At 63.5% G+C, this 25,482-nt stretch carries 17 protein-coding genes; 11 read left to right on the top strand and 6 right to left on the bottom strand.

From position 1 onward, the window contains the following. Positions 1-20: 20 nt before the first annotated feature. Entirely contained in the window at positions 21-812 is a 792-nt protein-coding gene (locus ABFD92_04465) for a HesA/MoeB/ThiF family protein (GenBank protein ID MEN6503771.1), read from the bottom strand. A gap of 224 nt (positions 813-1,036) precedes the next feature. On the opposite strand from ABFD92_04465, the gene ABFD92_04460 reads away from it, so the two are divergent. The 5 genes from ABFD92_04460 to proB all read left to right on the top strand — a co-directional run bounded on the left by ABFD92_04460 (position 1,037) and on the right by proB (position 7,198). Continuing rightward, positions 1,037-1,210: a 4Fe-4S binding protein gene (locus ABFD92_04460; protein MEN6503770.1), complete on the top strand. Its 174-nt coding sequence runs from the start codon at positions 1,037-1,039 to the stop codon at positions 1,208-1,210. A gap of 159 nt (positions 1,211-1,369) precedes the next feature. Beyond that, positions 1,370-4,321, top strand: a complete 2,952-nt coding sequence (locus tag ABFD92_04455) for a tetratricopeptide repeat protein (protein MEN6503769.1) — start codon at positions 1,370-1,372, stop codon at positions 4,319-4,321. Further along, positions 4,318-4,581: a MazG nucleotide pyrophosphohydrolase domain-containing protein gene (locus tag ABFD92_04450; protein ID MEN6503768.1), complete on the top strand. Its 264-nt coding sequence runs from the start codon at positions 4,318-4,320 to the stop codon at positions 4,579-4,581. The genes ABFD92_04455 and ABFD92_04450 overlap by 4 nt, the downstream gene beginning before the upstream one ends. A gap of 106 nt (positions 4,582-4,687) precedes the next feature. Continuing rightward, positions 4,688-6,022 (top strand): 3-deoxy-D-manno-octulosonic acid transferase, encoded by a 1,335-nt coding sequence (locus tag ABFD92_04445; GenBank protein MEN6503767.1) that lies wholly within the window; start codon positions 4,688-4,690, stop codon positions 6,020-6,022. Between the two features lie 60 nt (positions 6,023-6,082). Continuing rightward, positions 6,083-7,198, top strand: a complete 1,116-nt coding sequence (proB, locus tag ABFD92_04440; GenBank protein MEN6503766.1) for a glutamate 5-kinase — start codon at positions 6,083-6,085, stop codon at positions 7,196-7,198. A gap of 147 nt (positions 7,199-7,345) precedes the next feature. Here the strand turns inward: proB and nth are convergent, their stop codons facing one another. The 3 genes from nth to gltD form a co-directional block, all read right to left on the bottom strand. After that, positions 7,346-8,011, bottom strand: a complete 666-nt coding sequence (gene nth / locus ABFD92_04435) for an endonuclease III (protein MEN6503765.1) — start codon at positions 8,009-8,011, stop codon at positions 7,346-7,348. A 1-nt stretch (position 8,012) separates the two neighbouring features. After that, entirely contained in the window at positions 8,013-8,684 is a 672-nt protein-coding gene (locus ABFD92_04430) for a hypothetical protein (GenBank protein MEN6503764.1), read from the bottom strand. A 78-nt stretch (positions 8,685-8,762) separates the two neighbouring features. Then, positions 8,763-13,511: a glutamate synthase small subunit gene (gene gltD / locus ABFD92_04425; GenBank protein ID MEN6503763.1), complete on the bottom strand. Its 4,749-nt coding sequence runs from the start codon at positions 13,509-13,511 to the stop codon at positions 8,763-8,765. A 609-nt stretch (positions 13,512-14,120) separates the two neighbouring features. Here gltD and ltrA point away from each other — a divergent pair. Next, a complete protein-coding gene (ltrA, locus tag ABFD92_04420) occupies positions 14,121-15,458 on the top strand; it encodes a group II intron reverse transcriptase/maturase (protein MEN6503762.1) in 1,338 nt (445 codons plus the stop codon). A gap of 229 nt (positions 15,459-15,687) precedes the next feature. Here the strand turns inward: ltrA and ABFD92_04415 are convergent, their stop codons facing one another. After that, positions 15,688-16,176 carry a peptidylprolyl isomerase gene (locus ABFD92_04415; GenBank protein ID MEN6503761.1) on the bottom strand — a complete coding sequence of 163 codons (489 nt, stop codon included), beginning with the start codon at positions 16,174-16,176 and terminating at the stop codon, positions 15,688-15,690. 641 nt (positions 16,177-16,817) lie between these two features. Between ABFD92_04415 and ABFD92_04410 the strand changes: the two genes are divergently transcribed. The 5 genes from ABFD92_04410 to ABFD92_04390 all read left to right on the top strand — a co-directional run bounded on the left by ABFD92_04410 (position 16,818) and on the right by ABFD92_04390 (position 23,405). After that, the gene (locus ABFD92_04410) at positions 16,818-19,034 is read left to right on the top strand and encodes a diguanylate cyclase (protein ID MEN6503760.1); all 2,217 of its coding nucleotides are present in this window, start codon (positions 16,818-16,820) and stop codon (positions 19,032-19,034) included. An 838-nt stretch (positions 19,035-19,872) separates the two neighbouring features. Next, complete coding sequence (locus ABFD92_04405) at positions 19,873-21,114, top strand: hypothetical protein (protein MEN6503759.1); 1,242 nt, start codon at positions 19,873-19,875, stop codon at positions 21,112-21,114. A gap of 103 nt (positions 21,115-21,217) precedes the next feature. Further along, a complete protein-coding gene (locus tag ABFD92_04400) occupies positions 21,218-21,919 on the top strand; it encodes a transposase (GenBank protein MEN6503758.1) in 702 nt (233 codons plus the stop codon). Between the two features lie 41 nt (positions 21,920-21,960). Beyond that, positions 21,961-22,371, top strand: coding sequence for a hypothetical protein (locus tag ABFD92_04395; protein MEN6503757.1), 411 nt, complete (start codon positions 21,961-21,963; stop codon positions 22,369-22,371). A gap of 464 nt (positions 22,372-22,835) precedes the next feature. After that, positions 22,836-23,405 (top strand): hypothetical protein, encoded by a 570-nt coding sequence (locus ABFD92_04390; protein ID MEN6503756.1) that lies wholly within the window; start codon positions 22,836-22,838, stop codon positions 23,403-23,405. A gap of 209 nt (positions 23,406-23,614) precedes the next feature. Here ABFD92_04390 and ABFD92_04385 read toward each other — a convergent pair whose 3' ends face one another. Beyond that, positions 23,615-25,378, bottom strand: a complete 1,764-nt coding sequence (locus tag ABFD92_04385; GenBank protein MEN6503755.1) for an IS1634 family transposase — start codon at positions 25,376-25,378, stop codon at positions 23,615-23,617. Positions 25,379-25,482: the final 104 nt, after the last annotated feature.

Here is a 25,482-nt window from a genome sequence, read left to right as displayed (position 1 = left end):
CCACCAGATTGTGTCCCATTCTAGTCCAGGAAATCAAAGAGTTTCTGTTTGCAGCAACGGCAGGGGACTCCGGCCGCGGCGGCGGTGGCGTCGATGCGCTGCACGCCGCCGCTCCAGAAGTCCATCTTCAGCAGGTACGGGCTGGCCTGGTCGCTGCAGCCGCTAAGGATCTTCAGAGCCTCTATCGCGGCCATGGCCGCAATCGCCGCCACGGCAGGGCCCAGTACGCCGGCCGCGGCACAGGTGGGATCTTTGCACGGCGGGGGCGGCTGATCGTAGATGCACCGCAGGCACGCCGTGCGCCCGGGGATGATCGTCATCGTCTGCCCCTGCGCGCCGACGACGCCGGCGAAAACCCAAGGCCGCCCCGTCATGGCCGCAAAATCATTGAGCACAAACCGCGTAGGAAAATTATCCGTCCCATCGACAATCAAATCCACATCGCCCGCCAGCGAGGCGACATTCTCCTTCGTCAACCGCTGCCGCACCGGCTCGACAGCCACCGCCGAGTTAATCGCCGCCAGCCGCGCCGCTGCCGCATCAACCTTATATACACCCGCAGCCGCAGCGGCCTGATCGTAAAGCCCCTGGCGATGAATGTTCGTCAACTCGACGCGGTCATTGTCGACCAGTCGCAGAAAGCCCGCCCCTGCACGGGCGAGCAACTCGGCGATCCACGACCCCAACCCACCCACGCCCACGATCACCGCGCGCGAAGCCGCCAACCGGCGCTGACCGGTCAGCCCCAGCGGTTCAAACACCACCTGCCTACTGTAGCGCAGGAGTTCACGAGCGTCATCGTTTGCAGACATAGGTCTAGTTTAGCCGCAGAGGTCGCTGAGGACGCTGAGGAAATGAGAAGATAAACAACCTCTTTCCTCTGCGTCCTCGGCGACCTCTGCGGCTGATTCGATCCCCGGATCAAACCGCCAGAAAACGCACTTGAACCGCCGGCGGGGTATTTCGTAAGATAATCGGCTTGTCCCCCAAGCAAGCCCCGCCCCGGAGGGCGGATAACCACGAAGGAGTTCCAGACATGGCGTATAAGATCACTGATGCCTGCACGGCCTGTGGCTCGTGCTCGGATAGCTGCCCTGCCGAAGCGATCAAGGAAGGCGACCCGATCTACATGATCGAGGCCGACGCCTGCATCGATTGCGGCAGTTGCGTCGACACCTGCCCCAATTCGGCCATTGTAGAAGACGCGTAGTAGCACAGTTGTGAGTTGCGAGTTGTGAGTTGTGAGTGGTAAGTACCTCTCGCAACTCACGGCTCGCGCTCGTTCGCAGCTCGTTCCCTCGCTCACAACTCACCCCCACAACTCACAACTTTCTTCATCCCTCCCTGCGAATTGAGTAGAATTGATGTCATGATCTCCATGCGATCGCGCCTGTGCCGCGTTGGGGCCGGGGCCGTTCTGGCCGCGGTGCTGTTTGTTGCCGTGCCGGCGGCTGCGATGGCCGCCGCTACGCAGCCGACGTCGACCAGTGCGGCTACCAGGCGCGTCGGGGCAACGACGCAGCCCGTCGCCGATAACACCCTCGATGGCTGCTGGAAGCTCCACATGTCCGGCCGCTACGACCAGGCCGCCACAGGGTACCGACGGTTGGCCTCTGCGCCTGAGCAGGCCGTCTCGGCGTCTATCGGCTTGGCGTATGCCCTGAGTGCCCAGGGGCAATATGCGCAGGCGCAGGATGCCCTGCAGGCCTGCAGCGCCGCCGGGGCCGCCCGTGCCGAGTGGCACTTGGCGCTGGGCGAAGTGCAGGAGGCTGTCGGACAGTACGAGCAGGCGCTCGAACACGCCGTGGCCGCGGGCAAGCTCAAAACCGACTGGGCGCAGGCGATCTGGCTGCAGGGGCGGCTGCTCGAAACGCTGGGGCGCAGGGATCAGGCCAAGGCCGTCTACGCCGGCGTCGACCGGATCCTCGCCGGCGATGCATACCGCAATGATGCCCCGGCGCTGACGGCCCTGGGGCAGATTCTCGACCGCCACGCCATTCTCAGCGCCCGCAAGGCCAGCGAGCAGGCGCCCAACATCCTGCACAACTATCTGCAGGAAGCCTACCAGAAGGCCGACGCGACGTACTGGCCGGCCAACCTGGCCGCGGGCATGTTCATGCTCAGCAAGCACCGCCCCGAGGGCGCGGCGGCGGAGTTCGCCCTGGCGTTGAAGATCAATCCCAAGGCCGCCGACGCGATGGTCGGCATGGGGATCATCGCCTTGGAGCAGTGGCAGTTCGAGCGGGCGATCCAGATGGCCGAGCAGGCGCTCAAGGTCAACCCCAACTTCGCAAACGCCCTGGTGCTCAAGGCCGTCGTGATGATGCAGTGGCGCAAGTTCGACCAGGTGCAGCCGCTGCTCGACGCGGCGCTGAAGGTCAACCCCAACCACATCGAGACCCTCAGCCTCGCTGCCGCGCTGGCGATTCGCACCAATCAGCCCGCCCAGGCCCAGCCGTTTATCGACCGCGTCGCGAAGGTAAACCCGCGATGCGCCGACCTGCCCCAGACGATCGGCCAGTGGCTCTCGGCCGCCAGGCAGTTCACCGCCGCGGAAAAGTATCTGCGCCAGGCGGCTGATCTTGCTCCCGAGCAGGCCGAGCCGCTGATCACGCTGGGCCTGCTGTACATGCAGACCGGGGCCGAGGACAAGGCCCGCGAGATCTTCGCCAAGGCCCACGAGATCGACGACTACCGTAGCGACGTGGTGAACTACCTGGGCGTCCTGGGCGACATGGAGAAGTTCGCCGTCAAGGAGACCGCCCACTTCATCATCAAGGTCGACCCCAAACACGACGCGGTGCTGCTGGACCAGGTCGCCGCGTACATGGAGGAGATCTACCCCGAAATCACCGGTGACTTCGCCTACAAGCCCGCCGAAAAAACGCTCATCGAATTCTTCCCGCTGCACCGCCAGTTCTCCATCCGCATCACCGGCAAGGCCTGGATCGGCACCGTCGGGGCCAGTACCGGAAACGTCATCGTGATGGTCGCCCCCAACAAGCAGCGCAGCGAGTTCGGCACGTATAACTGGGCCACCGTCCTGCGGCACGAGTACACCCACACCGTGACGCTGGCGGCCACCAATAACCTCATCCCGCACTGGTTCACCGAGGCCTGCGCCGTCTGGCAGCAGCCGGATCGGCGAAACTACGACGCGGTGAACATGCTGGTGTTCGCGACGCGCCAGGGGCGCCTGATGCCCATCCGCGAGCTGGACTGGGGGTTCATCCGTCCCAAACGCAGCGGCGACCGCTCGCTGGCGTACGCCCAGGCCGAGTGGACGATGGAATACATCATCGCCAAGTACAAGTTTGACACCGTGGTTCAGATGCTCCAGGCCTTCCGCGACGGTCTGACGCAGGCGCAGGTCTTCCAGAAGGTGCTTAAGACAACCGAGGCGAAGTTCGACGACGAGTTCCGCGCCTACGCCAAGGCTGACATCCAGAAGTGGGGCTTCTCGCTCGAGCCGCCCGTTGACCTCAAGAAGGCCGCCGCTTTGCTGGCGATCAACCCCGTCAACGCCGCCGCCCATGCCCAGGTCGCCAAGGGTCACTACGAACTGGGCAACCTCCCCGCCGCCCTCGACGCGGCTAAAAAGGCGCTGTCGTACAACCCGGCGGAAAAGACCGCCCTGGCCGTGCTGGCGTCCGTGCTGGCGGCGCAGAAAAATTACGCCGAGGCCGAAACGGTCGCCCGGAAGCTTGAAGCCGTCGACAAGGACTCGCGGACGGCCCCGTACGTACTGGCCAACGCGTATGTGGGTCTGCGTAAGTGGAGCCAGGCCATCGTGGCCCTGGAGACCCTCAAGCTGCGCCGCCCGCTGTATCCGCACAGCTATCAGGAACTGGCACGCCTGTATCGCCAGCTTGGGCAGGACGAAAAGGCCCTGCCCAACCTTATAGAGCTGCACCGCCGCACGATGAACGACCCGCAATACGCCAGGCAGATCGCCGAGATCTGCATCGCCGCTGACAAGACCGACCAGGCCCTGTCCTACCTGCGCCAAGTGGCGCAGATCAATCCGTACGAGATCAGCGCCTACGAGTCGATGGCCGCGATCTACCGCCAGGTGGGCCAGTTCGACAAGGCCATCGAGGCCATCGACAACGTCTGCACGCTGCAGCCGGAGTCGGCCGACGCCTGGGCCAAGATGGCGATGATGCGATTCCTCGCCGCACGGGCGACCCGCGACGTCCAAGGGCTCCGGCAGGCCCGCGAGGCCGCAGAAAAATCGCTGGCTATCGACAAGGATTCGCAAGCCCGCCAGGTGCTCGCCTTGATCGACCAGACCCTGCAGGAAATCCAGAGACCCCAATGACCATCCGCCAGTTCCAGGACTTCATCCGCGAAAAGTACTATCCCACCGACTCCAAGCGAGGCACGCCGGCGACCTTCCTGTGGTTCATCGAGGAAGTCGGCGAACTGGCCACCGCCCTGGCCGGCAACGACCACGTGAACAAGGAAGAAGAGTTCGCCGACGTCTTTGCCTGGCTATGCACCCTGGCCAATATCAACGACGTGGACCTGACCAAGGCGATTGAGAAATACACGGTGCGAGGGAAGCCCGGGTTCAAATGATGGACGTGGTGGACGCAGTGGACAGGGTGGACGGTATGAACGAAAGTCCACTTCGTCCACAAGGTCCACTTTGTCCACAAAGCCCAAAGATAATAGAATGTCCGCCATGAGCTATCTTCTTGACGCCATCTACGCCACCGGCCTGGTCGCCGCCAGCCCGATCTGGCTCTATAAGATGATCCGCCATGGGCGGTATCGCGAGGATATCGGCCAGCGGTTTGGCGCGGTGCCGCGGCGGTACGGGCTCCAGCCGGTGATCTGGATTCATGGCGTGAGCCTGGGCGAGGTCAACGCCGCCCGAACGCTTGTGGCGCAGCTGCACTCCCAGCTTCCGGATTATCGCGTCGTCGTATCAACCAGCACCGAGACGGGCATGGCCGCGGCACGCAGACTCTACGAGCCCGACCACCTGGTCTTCCGCTGGCCGCTGGATTTCTCCTCCGCCGTCGGGGTGGCCTTGGACCGCATCCGCCCGGCAATGGTCGTGCTGATGGAAGGCGAAGCGTGGCCGAACTTTCTCGCCGCGTGCAACAAGCGGGGGATTCCCGCGGTGATCGTCAACGGGCGAATGAGCCCTGACAAAGGCTATCCCGGCTACAAGAGGCTCGGTTCGCTGGCGACGAAGCTGTTCAATCGCCTGACGGCCATCGGCGTGCAGGACGAGAGCTATGCCCAGCGCTTCCGCTCGCTGGGCGTGGACCCTTCCAAGATCCGCGTGACGGGGATGATGAAGTTCGACAGCATCGGCACGGACGTGAAACCCGCGGGCACTGACGTCCTGGCCGCGGCGATGGGAATAGGTCCCGCCGACAAGCTGATCGTGGCCGGCGGCACCGGCCCGGGCGAAGAACAGATCGTTCTGGACATCTTTGCCCGCCTGAAGAACAAGCATCCCGATGCGCGCCTGGCGATCGTGCCGCGCAGACCCGAGCGGTTCGACGAAGTCGCCGCCCAGGTATCCGCTGCGGGCATGGGCATCATCCGCCGCAGCGAACATCCCGACGATAAACCCGCCGCCGACGCCGGCGCCGTTATCCTTGGCGACACGATGGGCGAATTGCGAAAGTTCTACGCCCTGGCACACGCCATTTTTGTCGGGCGCTCGCTGGCGCCGATGGGCGGGTCGGACATGATCGAGGCCGCCGCTCTGGGCAAGGCGGTGGCGTTCGGTCCGCACACGTTCAACTTTCCCCAGGCCGACGCCCTGGCGGCCAACGGGTGCTTCCGCATCGCCGATGCGCAATCGCTGGAGGTTCTGCTGGACCGCCTGCTGTCACATCCCGCCGAGGCGCGGAGCGCCGGCGAAACGGCGCGCGCCTATGTCCTGGGTCAACAAGGCGCAACCCGCCGCAACGTCGAGATGATCTGCGACATCCTCGGCCGCGTCCCCGCCGCCGGCGAAGGCGACATTGCCACAGACAAGATTCAAACCGCGCGGTAATGCCCTCCGCGCAAACGGTGGGAACTTGCATTGGACGGGCCCGCGCCATAATCTCACGTCATGCCTGATATGAAAGTAAGACAACAGATCATCGCCCGCGCACGGCGGATCGTCGTCAAGATGGGGACCAATTCCGTTTGCGACGAATCCGGGCGGCCCGACACGGCGACGCTGGGCAGCATCACCGCTCAACTGGCCCCTATGGTCAAGCGAGGCATATCGGTCACCCTTGTTGCCAGCGGCGCCATCGGCTCGGGACTCAATGAGCTGGGCATGTCGCAGCGCCCCCGGTCGATGCCCGAACTTCAGGCCTGCGCCGCGGTGGGGCAGGGGCAACTGATGCAGGCTTTCCACGACCTGTTCGCCGAGCACGGCGTTCCGGTCGGCCAAGTGCTGCTGACGCGGGATGATTTCGAGAATCGCGCGAGATACCTCAACATCCGCAACACGCTGACCGCACTGGGCAGACATGGAGCGCTGCCGATCATCAACGAAAATGACGCCGTTGCTGTCGATGAAATCCGCTACGGCGACAACGACATCATTTCCGCCCACGTGGCTAACATGCTGGCCGCGGACGTGCTGGTGCTGCTGAGCGTCGTTGACGGCGTGCTCAAGGACGGCGCCGTGGTCGACGTGATCGAGAAGGTTGATTCGCACGTGCGAGCGCTGGTTTCCGGTGAAAAAAGCCGACTGGGCAGCGGCGGCATGAGCTCCAAGCTCGAGGCCGCCCGAATGGTCACCAGTGCCGGCGAGGTGGCGGTGATCGCCAACGCCCGGATGCCCGACGTGCTGACGCGATTGCTCGCCGGCGAGCGCGTCGGGACGATCTTCGTGCCCGCCCAGCGCAAGATGTCTTCCCGTCGGCGGTGGATCGGGCAGGCCGCCCGCGCTGCAGGCAAGATCGTTGTTGATGCCGGCGCCATCGAGGCGCTGGTTCAGGGCGGCAAGAGCCTGCTGCCCTCGGGGATCATCGCCGTTAGCGGTCCCTTTGCCAAGGGCGCCAACGTGGCGATCATCGACGCCGCGGGCAACCAGATCGCTCGCGGGCTTAGCAATTATTCCTCCGCCCAGATCGAGAGGATCAAGGGACTCAAGACTGCGCAGATCGCAAAGATTATGAGCGGTAAAACGCCCGACGAAGTGGTTCATCGCAACAACATGACGTTAGGATGAGCAGTGATGCTGTGCTACCACCATCCGTAGGCGGTCATGATCAGATGATGCGCGATGACGATGGGATGCGCCAATGTAGTCTCCCCATAACCGAGACCAACTCTATACTGAAAAGATGCTACGCCGCAAGCGACGGAAAAGTATCCGCTACGCGTCCACTCTGAACGCTGAGGGGCAGAGTTTATTCAGCACGCATCCGGCGCAGTCGGGTTTGCGGGCGGTGCAGGTGGCGCGTCCGTGGTAGATCAGCAGGTGCGAGACGTGGATCCAGTCTTCTCTGGGCACGATCGCCATCAGGTCCTGCTCGATCCCGACGGCGTCGGGTTTCTTCTTGTCGGTGAAGCCCAGGCGGATGCTCAGGCGCGCTACGTGAGTGTCGACGGTGATGCCCTCGGCGATCTTGTACGCGTTGCCCAGCACGCAGTTGGCGGTCTTGCGGGCCACGCCTGGCAGCGTCAGCAGTTCGGCCATCGTCGCCGGGACCTTGCCGTCGAAGTCGCTGATGATCTTTGCCGCCGCGGCGCGGATGTTCTTGGCTTTGTTGCGGAAGAACCCCGTCGATCGCACCTCCGCCTCGAGCACGTCCTGGGGCACGTTGGCGTAATCCTGCGGCGTCTTGTATTTCTTGAACAGCGTGTCGGTGACGATGTTGACGCGGTCGTCGGTACACTGGGCTGACAGGATCGTCGCGACCAGCAGTTCCATCGGCGAGTGATGGAACAGGCGCGTCGTCGCGTCGGGATATTTCTTTTTCAGCAGGGCGATGATCGTGCCGGCGCGCTTGCGGAGTTGCTGGGGCGTTTCCTTCTTCATGTCAGTTCCCGCCCGTGCCGTAAATCAGGATCGGCTGGGCGTCCTGGGGCGGCGTGGCATAGCGGAGGTATACGGCCTGACCGGCGCGGGGGCCTGGCCAGGCGACCCGCCCGGCCCACTGATACCCGCCCGGGCCGATGAAGGGGCCCGCGTATCCGCCGACGTAGAACTGGTAGTTCTGAGTGTTGTCTACAGGCCCATCGACCGGTCCGGTGCTGATGACGCGCAGGTCTCGGAACCCTTCAAAGCGAGCGTTGCCCGGCGTCGGTTCCGGCGCCACGGCGACCACCTCGCGGCGGGGCAGGCTTTGCTCGCGGGGCGACTGTTCGCGCGGCAGCGGCGTCATCTCTTCCAGAGACGCCGGCAGCAGTCTGGCAGCAGGCGGCGGTACGCTCTGTGCCGACCTCGACTGGTCTGGCGCAACATACAGGAATTGGAAAACGAAGAACGCCACCAGCAGCGCGCCCAGGATGGCCGCGATCTTGCCAGACGGTTCGCGGAAAGAGACGAACCCCATGACGCACGCGACCAGGCAAACGGCCAGCACGCCCAGGGCGGCGGCCTCCATGTCGCACCCGGCGTGCTGCAGACCGTCCCGGAAGGCGAAGAGGCCGATGGTGGTGATCAGTCCCAGCAGGATCAGGACCATCGCGAAGATGCTGACGGTTTTCATGGCCGGCTCCTTGGGAAAAGCTATCAGCTCTCAGGGACACGGCGGCTGAGAACGGCCGCCATGGCGCCCGATCCGATACTATTTTACCGCCTCGGGCTTCTTCAGGTGCCTGAGATAGTAGTCGATCTTCTTTGCGGCCTGTCGCCCCGAGTCGATGGCGGCGGCGACCAGTGACGGGCCGCTGGCCAGGTCGCCGGCGACGAAGACGCCCGGCACCGAGGTCGCGAACTCATTGACGACGAGGCGCTGGCGGGCGTCGAGGGCCAGGTTCAGTTGCTCAGCGACAGCCCCGTCGCAGACGGCGTCGTACCCCAGGGCCAGCAGGATAATGTCGGCTCGCAGGACGAACTCGCTGCCGCTGACGTCGATCATCTGCGTTCCGGCGGCGGACTGAACCCATCTCACTTCGTTGGCGACGACTTCGAGCCCGGCGTGGCCGTTGGCGTTGATGGCCTTGGTGGTGGTACACCAGTGGCGTTTGACCTGCGGCGGTCCCTGGTGCAGCGGGTCGCGGCGCACTTGGGCGGGGGAGAGGATTTCGAACTGATGCACCGCGACGGCGCCTTGGGCCAGGGCGGTTTCGGCACAGTCGCTGCCGGTCTCGCCGCCGCCGATGACCAGCACGACCTTGCCCTTGGCGTCGATGGCCGAGGTGGACTCGACAGCCACGCCGGCAGAGCGGCGGTTCTGCTGGGCAAGGTAGTCCCAGGCGAAGTGGATGCCGCCATGGTCTCGCCCGGGGACGCGCAGGTCGCGCGGGCGGGCGGCGCCGACAGCCAGGCAGATCGCGTCGAAGTCCTCGCGCAGGGCGTGGGCGGGCAGATCGTGCCCGATCTGCACGCACGTGCGAAAGCTGATTCCCTCTTCTCGCAACTGATCGACGCGCCGGTCGATCAGGGCCTTGTCCAGCCGCCAGTCCGGAATACCGTACCGCAGCAGCCCGCCGGGCGCGTCGTCGCGTTCGAAGACGGTCACGGCATGGCCGGCGCGGGCCAGTTGCTGGGCGGCAGCCAGTCCGGCCGGTCCGCTTCCGACGATGGCAACTTTCATTCCGCTGGCGGGGGCAGGCTTGTGAGGCTTGACCCAGCCGTTCTCGAAGGCCTTCTCGATGATCTGGCGTTCGACGTCGCGCACGGGCACAGCCGTGCCGCTGTGGCTTTGCTTGCAGGCGCTCTGGCACGGCGCGGGGCAGATGCGAGAGGTGAACTCGGGGAAGTTATTGGCCTCGTGGAGCGCCTCGGCGGCGGCGGACCATTTGCCCTCGTACGCTAGGTTGAGCCAGACGGGCACGGGGGCTTCGAGCGGACAGCCGGCGTCGCTGCAGCGGGGGACCAGGCAGTCCATGCACTGGCGGGCGGCCAGGGCGGACAGGGTGCGGCGGTAGTCCTCGTCGGTCTCGCCGCGGAATGCGGCGATGGCGGCTTCGTATCGCGTCAGGAACTGTTTTTGGCGCCGGTGGCGCCAGGGCATGAGGCGGCGCAGGAATTTCAGACGGCGGAGCCACCGCATTCCGCTGTCGCCGACGTGGCTGCACCAGGTCCACTGCCAGGGGCCGAGTTTGAGGGTCATCGGCAGCAGGTGGACGTACTCGATCCAGTCGCCGTTGGCGGGGTTGACGTTGTACTTGCGTCGGTCGCGGGCGTATTTCTCGGGGCTGGTCGCCAATTCGGCGATGAAGAACGCGTCCTTGATCAGCATCGCCGAGGCGAGGTTGTGGACGACCGCGTGGGTCGCGGCGAAGTGGCGCGCCGCGCTGTCGCGCCGGTACGTCGCCAGCACCGCGTCGGCGTAGCGGCGGGCATATTCGATGCCGCCCCAGCGCATCGTGTCGTAGAGGCGGATGACGAAGTCGCGCTTGAGCGCCTCGCCCAGGTCGGCCCCGGCGGTCAGCACGCCCGCGGCCAGGGCGCGGAACTCGTCGGCGAGCTGCTGTCCGGTGGGATAGCGGCGGATGGTGTTTCGGCAGCGTTCTTCCAGCTCGCTGCCCCAGTCGTTTCGGACGGGCGGACCCTGGAAGAGATCCGGTTGGACGACGAGCTTGCGCCCCATGTTGAAGGCGTAGAGGTTGCGGCGGATGTCGGTCTTGATGGTGTCCTTGATAGCCCAGGCCATCGAGTGCATCGAGACGGGGATCAGGCCCTTCTGGAAGGCGAAGCCCAGCATCATGATGTTGGCGAAGAGCTTGCTGCCGAGGTACTCCTCGCAGATGCGCGAGATGTCGCGGGCCATGAAGTCGTCGTCGCGCGTACACTCGCGCAGCGTGCGCTCCATCTGCTCGACGTCGTAGTCCTCGCGCCCCATCAGGCCCGAGACCGTCGGCACCTTGTGCGTGTTGACCACCGCGGCGGTCTGGTCTTTCGACGCCGCCCGCATGCGGCCGTGCGGCTCGAGCATGCGAACCGCCTCGAGGGCGTCGATCCCGATCAGCAGGTCGGCCTTGCCGAAGGGGATCACGGCCGTGACGGGCTGGCCGGTGACGTTGTAGACGATCTGGCTGGTGACGCCGCCGTTGCGGATGGCCAGGCCCTTCTTGTCCAGGAACAGGACAGGGTAGCCTTCCTTGTGGGCGGCGCGCACGAGGATCTGCGTGCTCAGGCCGACGCCCTGTCCGCCGACGCCGGCCAGGCAGCAGCGCCACAGATCGCCGACGACGCGTTTCTCAGGCTCGGGGATGTCGTCGAGGTGCAGCTCGGGCACGCGCGTGCGCGGGGCCTTGCGGCGGTGGATCATCACCCGCTCGAAGCTCCAGCACGCCCCGATGCGCTGGCAGGCGCCGTCGTCGACGCAGGCGGTGATGTCGGTGTCGATCTTGGGCCCGTAGTCCGTCTGCACGTGGCGCAGCCCGGGGCAGCCCGTCAGCTCCGCGCACGCCAGGCAGAAGCGGCAGACGTCGGTGTTGACGTTCATGTGCTGCCACGCCGGCAGATACCCAAGCTCCTTGCGGGTCTGGCGCTGCAGGCGGCGATGGCGGCGGATGCGCGTGATCCCGCATTCCTTGGTGGCGATGAGGACCTTGACGCCCTCGGCCATGAACGTCCGCTCCAGCAGCTCGCCGTATTCGTCGCGCTGCTCGGGGTCCACGCGGGCCACCAGCATGTCGGTATGCGAGGCCATCCCGCGAACCACGTCCTCGATGTCCTGCACCGCCGTGGGGTTGCCCAGCACGTCGAAGTCCAGCCCCGGCGTGGTCTGGTGGCCGGTCATGGCGGTGGTGGAGTTATCGAGGATGACGAAGGTGATGTCCTGTCCGAGCTTGATGGCCTGCGAGATCCCCAGGGCCCCGCAGTGGAAGAACGTCGAGTCGCCCATGAAGACGGCTTGCTTGTTGGTGATGAACGGGTCGGCGCCCGAGCCGGTCCCGCCGCCCAGGCCCATGCCCGAGAGGTTGTGCATCAAGTCCGTCGTCGGCGGGAACATCAGCATGGTGTAGCAGCCGATGTCGCCGTGGAAGACCATGTCGATGGGGGCGCGCTTGTACTTGCGGGCCATGTACGCCTTGTCGGCGAAGCGGCGCTTGATCTCCAGGCACAGGCTGGCCGAGTCGCGGTGGGGGCACCCGGGGCAGAAGGTCGGCGTGCGTCCGGGGATCGCCGGCGTCTGCGCCTGGGCGGTCGAGGCCAGCGTGGCGGCCTCGCGCTCGATGGCCTCGGCCGCGGCGGGCGGGAAGACCACCGTGGTTTTTCCGCCGCCGAGGCTACGCAGCAGCGCCACCAGGCGGTCAGTGATGATCGAGGGGTGCAGCCCCCGCGTGTCGGGGATGCCCTGCAGCGGCGCGGGGAACTTTTTGCCCCAGAGCTCCAGGTCGGCCGGCAGTTGCCCGCTCTGGCGGTCGCGCAGGATGATCTGGCCGATCTGCTCTTCCATGAATCCGCGTCGCTCTTCGACGACGACGATGCGCTGGGCCTGCTCGGCCATCAGGTGTACCATCGCCGGGTCGATAGGGTAGCTCAGGCCGAACTTGAGGATCGGGAACTCGCCCAGCAGGTCCATCTCCCACAGCGACTGGACGAGGTACGAATACGCCAGCCCCGTCGCGACGAAGCCCACGGGCTTGCGGGTGTCGGAGGGGTAGTCCAGGCGGTTGAGTTTGAGGTCGCAGGCGGCGGCTTGCGCGCGGGCGAAGCGGTCGGCGAAGGTGGCTTCCTGCCACCAGGTCTTGGGCGGCAGGAGGACGCGCTTGTCCAGGTCGATCCGCGCGGTCTCGAGCTCGACCGGGTTGAGCATGTTCGCCGCGGGGAACTGGTTGGGTTTGCACTCGACCGTGCCGCCGCCGTCGGCCAGGTTCGTTGTCAGCACGAACCCGGCGAACAGTTCGCTGCGGGCCGAGAGCTTGAAGGACAGGTTGACCCAGTCCTTGATCTCCTGGTGCGTGGCCGGCTCGATGGTCGGGATGTACAGGTGCCTGGAGATATAGCGGCTGTCGGCGGCGACCTGCGTCGAGTCGCTCCAGGGGTCGTCGCCGTAGATGACGATAGCCCCGCCGGCGGGGTTGGCGCCGGACATGTTGCCCAGAGCCAGCGCGTCGGCCGCCACGTGTACGCCGACGGACTTCATGCAGATGATGGCCCGGGCCGGCAGAAGCTGCGTGCCGTTGAGCATGGCCGCGGCGAGGGCTTCGTTATGGTTGATGACGGCGCGGATGCCGTTATCGTTGAGCAGGTCCTTGATCAGGGCCATGGAATCGAAAAATCCGGCGACAGGGCTGCCGGGATAACCGCCCAGCAGGTGTACGCCGCCGTCGGCTTCCAGGGCGCCTTTGAGCAACATCTCCGCCCCGGTGAAAACCTGGGGGCCCTGGCTGGTGAGGTAACGGGGATCGACCTTCATGGGAGGCATTTTACGAAAAGCAGCGCCCATAGCCCAAGAGTTTTCCCCCGCCGAGGAGATGGGAACCGGGAACTGGGGAACCGGGAACCTGGAATCATTAGCGGCGGGGCTTGCCCCGCGCGGTTTTGAGGTCAGGGAAGAAACCGCGTCGAGCAAGCTCGATCGCTAGTGCGCCTGTGAGCGTACACGAACAGAAGGGTGCAAGTCCCTTCCAGGCAAACGTTCTCCGGCCTGTAACCGACCGTAACTGCGTTGCCGCGAGGCAAGGTGGAGAGCAACGAGAGGTGAACGATCAGTCCGTAGGATGACGAACTCGATTCGGCCAGGTGCCTTGGCGAGCCCGCTAGCGGCTGGCGAAGCCCAGACCTGCAAAGGACGTCTGTCGAGCTGAAGGGTAACGTGTCAAAGCGACGGCAGAGGGGCACCGGGTGTTTGGAGACGGAATGATCGCAAGGGCGTGTACGTAAGCAGGGAGACCTGCAGGGCCAGTGACGCGGTGTTCATGCACGCTGTGCCGAAGAGCCGCACCCTGCAGGAGTCAGAGCGGCCATAGTAGCGACGAAGGGCCGTAACGGGCCTGGAGCGAAGGGACCGCAGGAAGGTGGAGGCGTGAAGGAACCAGGCAGGGACCAACCCCCGGCGGCAGTGCCCCCCAAGGCTAATCAAGCCGGACAGGTTCGCGACCGATGGTCGTGGACGGAACCCTCCGTCTGGACGGATCGCATGTTGACGGCGCTGGAAAACGGCGTCAAAGGAGGCGTATGGTTCAGCTTGATTGACAAGGTGTACTCGCCGCGGAACCTTCGGTCGGCCTTTGAAAAAGTCAAAGCCAATCGAGGCGCGGCGGGAGTGGACCATCAGACGATCGAGGTGTTCGCTGAGCAACTGGAAGCGAATCTAGGGCGGCTGGAGGAAGAGCTGCGGACGGGACGATACCGGCCGCAGGCGGTCCGCCGGACGTACATTCCCAAGAGCGGCGGCAAAGAGTTGCGGCCGCTGGGAATCCCGACGGTTCGCGACCGGGTGGCTCAGGCGGCGGTGCGTCAGGTGCTGGAGCCGATCTTCGAGCGGGAGTTCGCAGCCCACAGCTACGGGTTCCGTCCGGGACGATCATGCAAAGACGCGCTGCGTCGGGTGAGCGGGCTATTGGAAGCCGGATACGTCTGGGTGGTGGATGCGGACCTCAAGAGCTACTTCGACAGCATCCCTCATAAGCGGCTGATGGAGCGGGTCAAGACCCGCGTGGCCGACAGTCGGGTGCTGGGACTGGTCGAGTCATATCTGCGGCAGCAGGTGATGGAGACGGCCCGGTGGTGGACGCCGGAAGAAGGCACACCCCAGGGCGCAGTCGTCAGCCCGCTGCTATCGAACATCTATCTCGATGGGCTGGACCATGCAATGGCCTGTGCCGGATACGAGATGGTTCGATACGCCGATGACTTCGTGATCCTGTGCCGAAGTGAGCAGGAGGCCCGGCAGGCTCTGGAGCACGTGCGACAATGGACGCACGAGGCGGGCCTGACGCTGCACCCGGACAAGACGCGGATCGTGGACGCCAGTCAGAAAGGCGGCTTCGACTTCCTGGGATATCACTTTGAGCGGGGCTATCGCTGGCCCAGCGACAAGAGCCTCAGGAAGCTTCGAGACACCCTGCGACCCAAGACCGGCCGCAACAACGGCCAAAGCCTCAACGCGATCATCGCCAACGTCAACGGAACGCTGCGTGGCTGGCTGGAATACTTCAAGCACAGCCACTACACGGCCCTGCGAAACGTCGACCGATGGGTGCGCATGCGACTGCGGAGCATCCAGCGACGCCGCCACGGTCTGCGTGGCCGCGGCCGGGGGGCCGATCATCAACGCTGGCCCAACGCATACTTTGAGACCCGTGGGCTGCTGTCACTGCTGACAGCCCAAGGCATCTTGCGTCAATCCCCCCGTGGGTGAACCACCAACTGGAGAGCCGGATGCGGGAGACCCGCCCGTCCGGTTCGGAGGGAGGGGGAACCGGTTAACAACCGGATCTCCCTACCCCTATATATGCGCGCCCGCGTTCCATTACGTTAGCGGTCGCCAGAAAAAGAAACGCCACAAAGATCACCAAGCCCACAAGGAAGTTTTCACTCTCTCTGTGTTCTCGGTGATCTCTGTGGCGCTTTGTCGTTCTTCAGCGGGTTTATTTGTCAGCCACGCGGACGGAGGTGATCGTCACCGGTTCGACGGGGACGTCCTGGTGGCCGTTCTTGTTTCCAGTGCGGACCTTGGCGATAGCGTCGACGACGTCCATGCCTTCAATGACCTTGCCGAAGGCGCAGTAGCCGAACCGCTCGTCGGTTTCATCCTGGTGGTTGAGGAAGGCGTTGTCCTTGAGATTGATGAAGAACTGGGCGGTGGCGCTGTCGACGACGCTGGTGCGAGCCATGGCAATGGTGCCGCGGTCGTTCTTCACGTCGGCCTTGGCTTCGTTCTTGATCGGGTCGTGGGTGGGCTTCTGCTTCATGGTCGCGTCGAAGCCGCCGCCCTGGATCATGAAGTTGGGGATCACGCGGTGGAAGATCGTGCCGTCGAAGAACTTCTCGTTGGCGTAGGTCAGGAAGTTCTTGACGGTAATGGGGGCCTTGTCGGCCCAGAGTTCGATCTTGATCGTTCCCTTTGAGGTTTCCATGATGACCACGGGATTCTTCTCCTTGGGCTGTGCCGGCGCTGTCGGCTCGGCTGAGGTTACGCCCGGGGCGGCGAACCACCCCTGGCTCTTGGCCATGAAAATCGCCCCGACCACGGCGGCGACACAGACGACGGTCAATACGGTTGCCTTCATTTCATCGCTCCTGGCAAGGTTGCGTGTTAACAACAACTTACCTCAAAGGCACAGAGATCGATGAGGCACGGGACCCAGCAGCTCTTGTTCTGGTCTCTACCTCAGTTGTCTCTGTGCCTCTGTGGTTCATCCCATGACCTTTAGTGTAGCGCGCAACGCACGCTGCCGCCAAGGTTCATGAGGATTGAGGGATACTACGCCCGTCGCGGCGGTCAGTCAAGAGCAACTCAAGGCGTTACAAAAGTCAGCCGGGTATTCATCCGAACCCTTTAGTGTGGGCGCGCGGTGCGGCAAGTTGCCCCGGGTGCGGACCCGGTGCAGACGGGAGTCCAGGAAATGACGGTAGATTCTTTTGACGCTGGCTTGGCAAGAGGGCGGATGTATCCCAGACTTCCATCAGAGAGCACTCCAGCCGCACCGCGGCTCGATGTATTGGCAAACGCCCACGGAGGTTGGTTTTGAGCGGTCTGAAAATAACATCGCCGGGTATGCTTCTGATTTTTGCCATTACCTCGGCCGGGGCGATCTTCCTGGTCGACCTGTTCTTCTTGCGTCCGCAGTCGCTCGATCAGCAGCAGTCGGCGCTGAGCGAGCGGGCGACGGGAGCCCAGAAGACCGTTGAAATGGCGCTGCAAAGCCAGCGCAACGAGCTGCAGCAGGTTTGTGCGGCCTGGGCCTCCGGTCGCCAGGTGAAGGGATATCTCTCGGGTAAACAGGACGCTACGGCGATGCGGGCCGTTCTCGATCAGGGGTTCAATGCCACCAAAGTGGATGTTGCCTGGATCAGCGACGCCGGGGGCAAGACCCTGATGGCGTGGTCGCGCCAGGGTGGCGTCGCCGCCACCGGGGCCGATGCGGCCAAGACCGCGGCAGCGTCTGAGACGGACACCGTGCGGCTGCTCAAGTTCGGTCACAGTGTTGGTATCTATGTCCGTAGCGAGGCGCCGGGCGCCGGCGGCGCGTTCTGTATCGCCAGTGTGCTTGACGGCGCCAGTTTCGATCAGTTGGGGCGCCTGATCAGCGGGCAGGTTGATTTTGTGAGCTCGCCGGCGCTGCCGCTGGTGAAGGATTCCAGCGTCACCGCCTCGCAGTCGTTCTGGCACGGCGAGGGCAACAAGCTCACGACGGTCTGGCTGGCCCACGACCATGCCGGCCAGGTGCTGGGCTATTACCGGGCGGTGGTCGACGACGACCAGGTCTTCCGCCAGGCGGTCGGCGCCCGCCGCACCGTGCTGATCATCCTGAGCCTGTCGGTGGGGCTGATCCTGCTGGTCATCACCGGGGTACACATGCTGGTGGCCGGTCCGGTCCTGCGGTTGATGCGGCGCCTGCAGCAGATCGAATGCGGCGCCGCCGACAGCCACACCCTGACGCGCGATCTGCACGGCGAACCGCTGGAGGTGGCCCGGAGGCTCGAATCGGCGTTTGACGAGATGGACCGCATCTCCAAGACCGACGCCCTGACGGGGCTGGCCAATCGCCGCCGGTTCGACGAGATGCTCCACACCTGCTTCGAGCAGGCCCGGCGCTATAACCGCCCGCTGACAGCCGTCGTGATCGACATCGATTTCTTCAAGGCGATCAACGACGTCGGCGGACATCCCGCCGGCGACGAGATGATCCGGCGCGTCGGAACGGCCATCCAGGCCGCCTGCCGCAAGGCGGACCTGGCCGCCCGCTTCGGCGGCGACGAGTTCGCCATCCTCCTGCCCGAAAGCGCCGCCAGCGACGCCGTTCCCGTGGCCGAGCGCATCCGCAAAGCGGTGGCCGACCTGGTCATTACCGCCGCCAACGTCGAGCTGCGGGCCACCTGCTCGATCGGCATCGCCGACCTGCACAGCGGCGAGATCGAGAGCCCCAGCGCGCTGCTGAGCATGGCCGACCGCGCGCTGTACGCGGCCAAAGAGCTCGGACGCAATCGGTACGTCCTCTCGCAGGACCTGGACTCGATCCAGTGGCCCGACATGGCGCCCGATCGCCTGAAGGTCAACAGCCTGTCCAAGAAGCTCGCCGGCCTCGACACGCACTTCAAGGACCTGTTCGTCAGCGCCGTCGAGGAGGTCATCGAGACCCTCGAGCAACGCAACCCTCACATGGCCGACCACGCCCACCGCGTGCGCCACCTAGCGGTGCTCATTGCCCGCGAGATGGAACTGCCCGACCGCCTGATCAAGCACCTCAGCGGCGCGGCCATTCTGCACGACATCGGCATGCTGGCCATGCCCGACTCGGTGCTGCTGTGCAACGGCGGACTCAACGAGCAGCAGTGGCAGATCATGCAGCGCCACCCGCAGATCGGGGCGCGCATCATGGAAGGCATGGAGTTCCTCGAACAGGAAATTCCCACCGTCCGCTATCACCACGAGCACTTCGACGGCACGGGATATCCCGAAGGCCTCGTCGGGGCCAAGATTCCGCTCTCGGCGCGGATCCTGGCCGTGGCGGACTCCTTCGAGGCCATGACCTCGCCCCGGGCGTTCCGCGGACCGCATTCGCCCCAGGAAGCCCTCAATGAGATCAAGAACCAGTCCGGAGCCCAGTTCGACCCGATCGTCGTCGAGGCCTTCACAGCTTTGGCCGATCGCCTGAGCCCGGCCGTCCTGCTCAACAGCCAGCGCCAGAAGCAGACCTGGCGCACCCAGGAAGATCTGCAGACGCAACTGGAAGCTCAGCTCCAGTCGCCCGAGCCCGCCGAGGAGGAGTAACGTTAGCGGCGGGGCTTGCCCCGCGCGGTTGTTGGCCCGGATGGTTCGTCGCAAAGGTCGTGGAGTAGGGTATAGGCGATACGATGCCACGACCTGTGACCTACGCCCATGACCTCCCGCATAAGCGGTACGGGCCGTGCCACAATTGCACATTCCTTGCACTTTGTTGTACTTTTCACAGCGGTTTGGCGGGAAGCGCCCAGGCAGAGAGGTCTTAGGGCTTAGGTCATAGGTCGTAGGGTCTTCGGTCATCGGGTTGGCATCTCTTTGCCTCTATGCCCTACGCCCTCCGACCTAACCCCTGCTGCACTTCCTTGCACTTTGTTGTACTTTTCACAGCGGTTTCGCGGGAATCGCGTCTAATTGTGGTATGCGCAGACCTCAATAGTAGACGTTCCACTCCGCGCGCTCTGCTCAACGACGCGGGCAACAAACCGGGCTCAAGGCGATGTCCTGCCAGACCATGCTCGCCAAGCGGTCGGCCGCAGCGCCGGGCCTGGAACACCCCCCCGCCCCCGAGGCCGCCCCAGAATAAAGGAACTACATCCAAAGACCAGCCCGTAAAAGTAGCCTGTCCCCTTTGTTCCTTGCCCGGAGCATAGGTTCGAGAAGAGCGTTTTGAGATAGCCACGAAGGAATCCAGAGCATTCTGGAACAATCGCGAGCATGGGCGGTTGGCTGACTTCATGGACGAATTTCCAGGAGGTGGGTGGGCAGAGGAGCGGTCAGGTTGTCTCTTGACGCGTCTGACCAATCGCGTACAATCACGGGCACCCAGTCAGACGAATCTTGGGAACCACGTCGAGGTCCGGCTGCACAGGCGAGAAGAGGCGAACGAATGATCATCGTCAAGTGCCAAGGTTGCGGGGCTAGGCTGAAACTTGCAGACGACAAAGCTGGAAAGCACGGGAGGTGCCCGAAGTGCGGGGAGCTGTTTGTGGTCCCCTTGAAGACCGCCAGCAGCATCAGCCCTGCCGTGCCCACCGACGGGCAAACAGTATCGCAGCCTGTCTCTGCTGATGCCATGTCCCGAAAGAGCCATTTCGGGGGCCCCGTGTACTTCTGGTTCATGACGCTAGTACTTACTACAGTTGTTATCGGCCTCATGACTTTCATCTCACTGTGCGGTTCGTGGGCGTATATGATATCTGGCTTATGCGGGTTAGCATACATAGGGTGGACAATATGCCTGATAGTGCGCGTCGCGTCCCATAGAACAAGTATTGGTAGATCGGCAGGCATCTGGTATGTCGCAACTATCCCGGCTGTGCTCATGCAGATCCTGTTGCTATCCGGTCTAAGTTGGGCACTATATAAATCTGTCCCGCCTAACATACGAGATGCCGCCATTCATCGCTTGGGTTCCGGGGACGCTACGGCATTGGTTGAGGTAGTTAAACGCTATGGTAGTTATGAGCAGACGTGGGCGTTAGATGCACTACTGAAAGGTGTTCATCACGCCGCGAGTGGTTCTCCTGAGGAGGCTGCACGAGCTATGGAGGCCGCTGACAAGGTACTTATGGACGCCGGAATCACTTTTGATGCAAAGGAGACAGTGCAATGGAATGAGACGTTTGTAGGACTCAGAAAGTCGTGTTGGATCCGTCAGGCACGAGCAATCGCAGAGAAGGGCCGTTCGGCTAACTCGCCCGCTCAGAATTATCGGCCCAATGCCAAGATCTACTTTTACGGTGGAAGTGGTGACAGGCTGAAACACTTGGAGTATGCAATTCCGACCAATGGAGTACGATATCGCAGTTTCTCCGAAGTCGCAAGCCGGGACAGCGTCGCAGTATATCTCTATGAGGAGAGTCGGGCAAAAACGCCAACTAATTATACAATCACTCACAAAAATGGAACTAGGATAATCGGGGGGCAACCGATAAAGGCCTATGCCACTATTTCAAAAGTCACGCTCGTTGATCTCGCCAGGGGATGCATATCGGCCCAGGAAGCGTTCACCACCCCAATGCCGGAGTCTAACGACGGTGTGTTCGGGTTCGACGACGGGTGGACGGCTCCAGGTTACAGTAATGACTATAGCATAGCAGCGTGGATTTGTGGGCTTCCCGTTCGGTAGGTGCGACAGACAAAGAAGAGGAGCTGAACAGCGATGCTCCCGGATAACCCATTATTGTGCATGAGTGTTGACAGCCGGCGGCTGGGGTGGATAGGATTCGGCCATGCCACGAGTCGCTCGAATGGTGCTGCCTGGCTGTCCGCATCACATCACGCAGCGGGGCAATAATTGCCAGGACGTCTTCTTCGTCGACGATGACCGCCGCGCGTATCTTTCCATCCTCGCCGAGCAGTCGGCCGCCTACGGCCTGAGCGTCCAGGGCTACTGCCTGATGACCAACCACGTGCACCTGATCGCCACGCCCGCGGCAGAGGAGTCGCTGGCCAAGGCCGTCGGGCGCACGCACTGGCTGTACACGCAGTACATCAACCGCATGCACGGCCGCAGCGGGCATCTGTGGCAAAACCGCTTCTACTCGTGCGGCCTTGACGACGAGCACTTCTGGACGGCGATGGCGTACGTCGAGCGCAACCCCGTGCGGGCCGGCCTGTGCCGCGTGGCGTGGCGGTGGCCCTTCAGCAGCGCTGCGGCCCACTGCGGCGAGGCGGCCTGCCAAGCTATCCCGGGTATGTTGGACATGGCGGCTTGGAAGAATCTCCAGCCCCCCGACGGCAACTGGCGTGAATCGCTGGCACGGCCGCAGGATGAGCCGACGCTGCGGCAGATGCGGACGTGGACGCACCGCGGCCGCCCGCTGGGCAGCGACAAATTCATCGCCAAGCTGGAGCACCTGGTCGGCCGCCGCCTGCGCCCCCTCCCCGTCGGCCGCCCGCGCCGGAGAAAAACAAAAGGCCGTGAGCCATGAAAATAATGGGTGACTGTCCCCTATTATCCCGGGAGAAGCCCATGGGATCGCTACTATCCGGATACGTTGTGACGAATGAGCCGGAGCCCCGGAAGCTATCAGGACTCGGCCCTGGAGTTTGGTGGGAGCTTTACAAGCACAAAAAACAGGGCCTCTGGCTGCTGAGTGCTTGCTCCGGGCGAAGAGAGCGCCTACCACCTTTCGCCGACTTCGTGTCCAGCGACAAGTTCAGTGATCCTGCCGAGGCGCTCCCAGAAGCGAAACCCTTCATCGCGGCGGTCAAAGCCGCCCACAAGGTTTTCCTGAAGTACGAACTGCCTTGGCTGAACTTCTCTCGCGAGGTGAGTCGCCTCCTCGGCCAGGGGTTGTTCGGCTTCCTCTCCGACGACGACAGCTTTGCCACGACCGTCACCTTTGATTCGGGGAAACTGGTCCGCCTGCACACCGGGTAATAGGGGACAGTCACCTATTATTCTGCAGGGTCATAGGGGACAGTCGCCCATTAGGGGACAGTCACCCATCATTCTGCACGGATGTTGACAGCCGGCGGCTGGGGTGGATAGGATTCGGCCATGCCGCGAGTCGCTCGAATGGTGCTGCCTGGCTGCCCGCATCACATCACGCAGCGGGGCAATAATTGTCAGGATGTCTTCTTCGTCGATGACGACGGCCGCGCGCTGTCCCTATTACCCTATTACCGTGGAAGCAAGATGCACGACGAAGTGGTGCATCGCAAACAATATGACGCTAGGATAGCGGCTCTATAGAATCGGGGTTGACCATGGGTGTATTGAGCGTTTCAGAAAAGGTGCAGGCAGATCTTCTCGCGATAGCCCCCGCATGGACGGTAATTCGCTGGGCCAGACCCTGTGTCCGCGGGTGCGTACTTCAAGCCGCAGTTATCTATGCGTCTGTGATGTTCCTATTGACGGACGCCTTCTTGGGCAGCTTTCCCGGCAGTGAACTAGTCAAGACTTTGCCCGACATATTTTGGGTCGTGGGCGGTTTTCTGCTGACGTTGCCTTTGCCGAAGATCTCGGGCCATCGATTGCTGCGCCACACGATCCGATGGTTGCTGGTCGTCGCCTTCCTCAATTCGGTTCTTGAACTGATATTTGAATACATCTATCCGAACACGCACCGCAGCCCGCTGATGCTCGGTTGGATGGCAATTGCCGATGGCATTGCTGCCTGTTGCGTCGCGGCCGAATGCTGGTATCTGTCGCACGTCAGCCGATACCTTGGCGACAATACGCTGAGGCAACGATTCCTCAAGTGGACGTGGTTTACCTTGCTCACGCTCGTCGCAGCGGTGCTAATTACCCCCGTCAACGATCAGCCGAGGCTCGATGTTCCGTTGTCGCCGCATGTGTACCTGGCTGTTGTCGCCACAATGACAGTCTATGCTCTGGGCCTTGCAGGCTTCATCTGGAGGCTCAGGCGCCGCTTGAGTGAATTGAAGGTCAGGGCTTCTACTCTGCTCTGAATGCTGAGGTGCAGAGCGAGCTCCGCCGCTAATAACGCTTCTGTCGCGGTTCCATCGTGTTTGCGTCATTTACAGTTGCGGATCGCCTCGATGAACTTTTGGCCCACACTGCAACAAGCACCACGGCGGCGCACTACCCCAACTTCCGCAGTTGGCGACGTAAGTGCTTTATTATCAAGGGCAGCGCCCTGAAAGTCTTCACTACATCGCTACGAAGCAGTCAGCGGCGGGGGCATGATCTTCATCCTCGACGGCAGGTTCAGGCCCAAACGCTGAAGCAGGATCGCCTGGTGATCCGTCGGGCGGCTGATACAGCGTTTGTGCAGTAGCGGCCCGGTCGAGCCGTCGGTGCGGCGGGTCGGCACTGTCACATCGATCACCTGAATCTGCGAGAGTTCATCCAGAACCTTGCGCGGCTCATCGCCCAGATCCGCACGCCGACACAGTTGCCCCAAGGTCTTCCACAGCACGTAGGCCAGGAAGCACACCAGGATGTGGGCCTGCACTCGCTCGCTCTTCTGGTGCCAGATCGGCCGAAGCGACAGGTCGCTTTTATGAATGCGGAATGCCCCTTCGGCCTCCGTGAGTTGGATATACGCCTCCCACAACTCATGGTCCGTCCAATCGGTGACGTTGCTGCGCAGGATGTAGCAGCCCTCACTCAGGGCCGCCCAGTCCTGCCAGGCGGGGTCCTTGGACCAGTCCAGCCACGCCGAGCCATCCCGGCCCGCCAGCACCGCGGTCTGGAAGCCGCCGGCCCCGCGCGAGTTCTTGCCCATCAGTTTGCCCAGGCGCTGGGCGATCAGGATGGGATCTTGTCTCTGGCGGATGCAGGCGGCCTGAAGGTCCAGCAGCCCTTGCTCGATCCGTCGGACGAATCGCTCATGCATCGCCTTCTCTTTGTCGCGCCGCGGGCCGCTGCGGCAGAGGATGAAGACCTCCTGTCCGTCGGGCGAGGGGCAGAGCTTGACCTCCAGATCCGCCCGGATCGTCTGCCAGTTCTCTTCCAGCAGTTGCCGCTGGTACTGCTTGAGCAGACTCTTGGGCGTACCGACGATGTACCGCCGGCAGCCGTTCTTGAGGAACTCCATGTTCTCCTGGCTGACCATGCCGCGGTCCACCACCCAGATTCGATTGGCCTTGCCGTAGCGGGTCTCCATCGTCGTGACGATCTCCTGGAGCGTCGTCACATCGCTGCGGTTGCCGTCGAAGACCTCGTAGCCCAGCGGCATCCCGCAGCGGCTGACCACCAGCCCGATGCATACCTGCTTGCAGTCGCCGCGATGGTCGCGGCTGTAGCCGCGCCGGGCCATGGGGTTGCCATCGGCCTGCCCCTCGAAGTAGGTGCTCGTCACGTCGTAGAGGATCAGGTCGTAGTCCAGTTGGAACAGTTGCCCCAGGCGGTTCTTGAGGTGGACCTGCAACTGTTCTTTATGCGGCAAAAGCGCGTCGAGGCCGCGGTACAGCCGGTCTTCGTTGACCTTGGCCGCCGGCACGGCCAGCAGGTCCGACAAGGCCGACCGCTCGTAGGTGTGCTCTGCGATGTGCAACTCGCTGGAGGGATCGAGCAGGCGGCACAGTACCAGCACGGCCGCCATCGCCGGCCAAGGGACATCTTCGCGGCCGGCCGGCATCACACGCTGGAAGAACTCCATCAACCCCAGGCGATGCATCAGGTCCAGGCCCAGCAGCGCCCCGCCCAATTCCTTGCAGCCGACGACCGCCATCCGCGATGCATCGACCGTCACCCAGTGCGGGTGAGATTCGTCAAAGAGCGTGCCGGCGGCAGTGCCGCGGCTATCAGCCGCAGGCCCCAGCCCCGCCGCCAAGTCCCGGGCCGCTGACTTCTCCAACTGGCCCAGGTGCGCCACAACCCGCTGGCGCGGGCCTCGCTCTGTCCGCACCGACTCCACCAGCGCCCAGTACGCATGCCGCTTGCCGTCCTTGACCTTGTAACAGCGTCGAAGATACATGCCGCCATTGTGGCGACGGGCGTTGCCAGGGTGCAATCCACTTGGTCTTCACTACATTGCGTTTGGCGGGCTGATCGGATCCAAAACAAGTGAAAAGACCCTTT

Source organism: Planctomycetaceae bacterium, assembly GCA_039680605.1.
Classification (GTDB): domain Bacteria; phylum Planctomycetota; class Phycisphaerae; order SM23-33; family SM23-33; genus JAJFUU01.
Note: the sequence above shows the minus strand (reverse complement) of the source record. Positions and strands in the feature narration are given on the sequence as shown.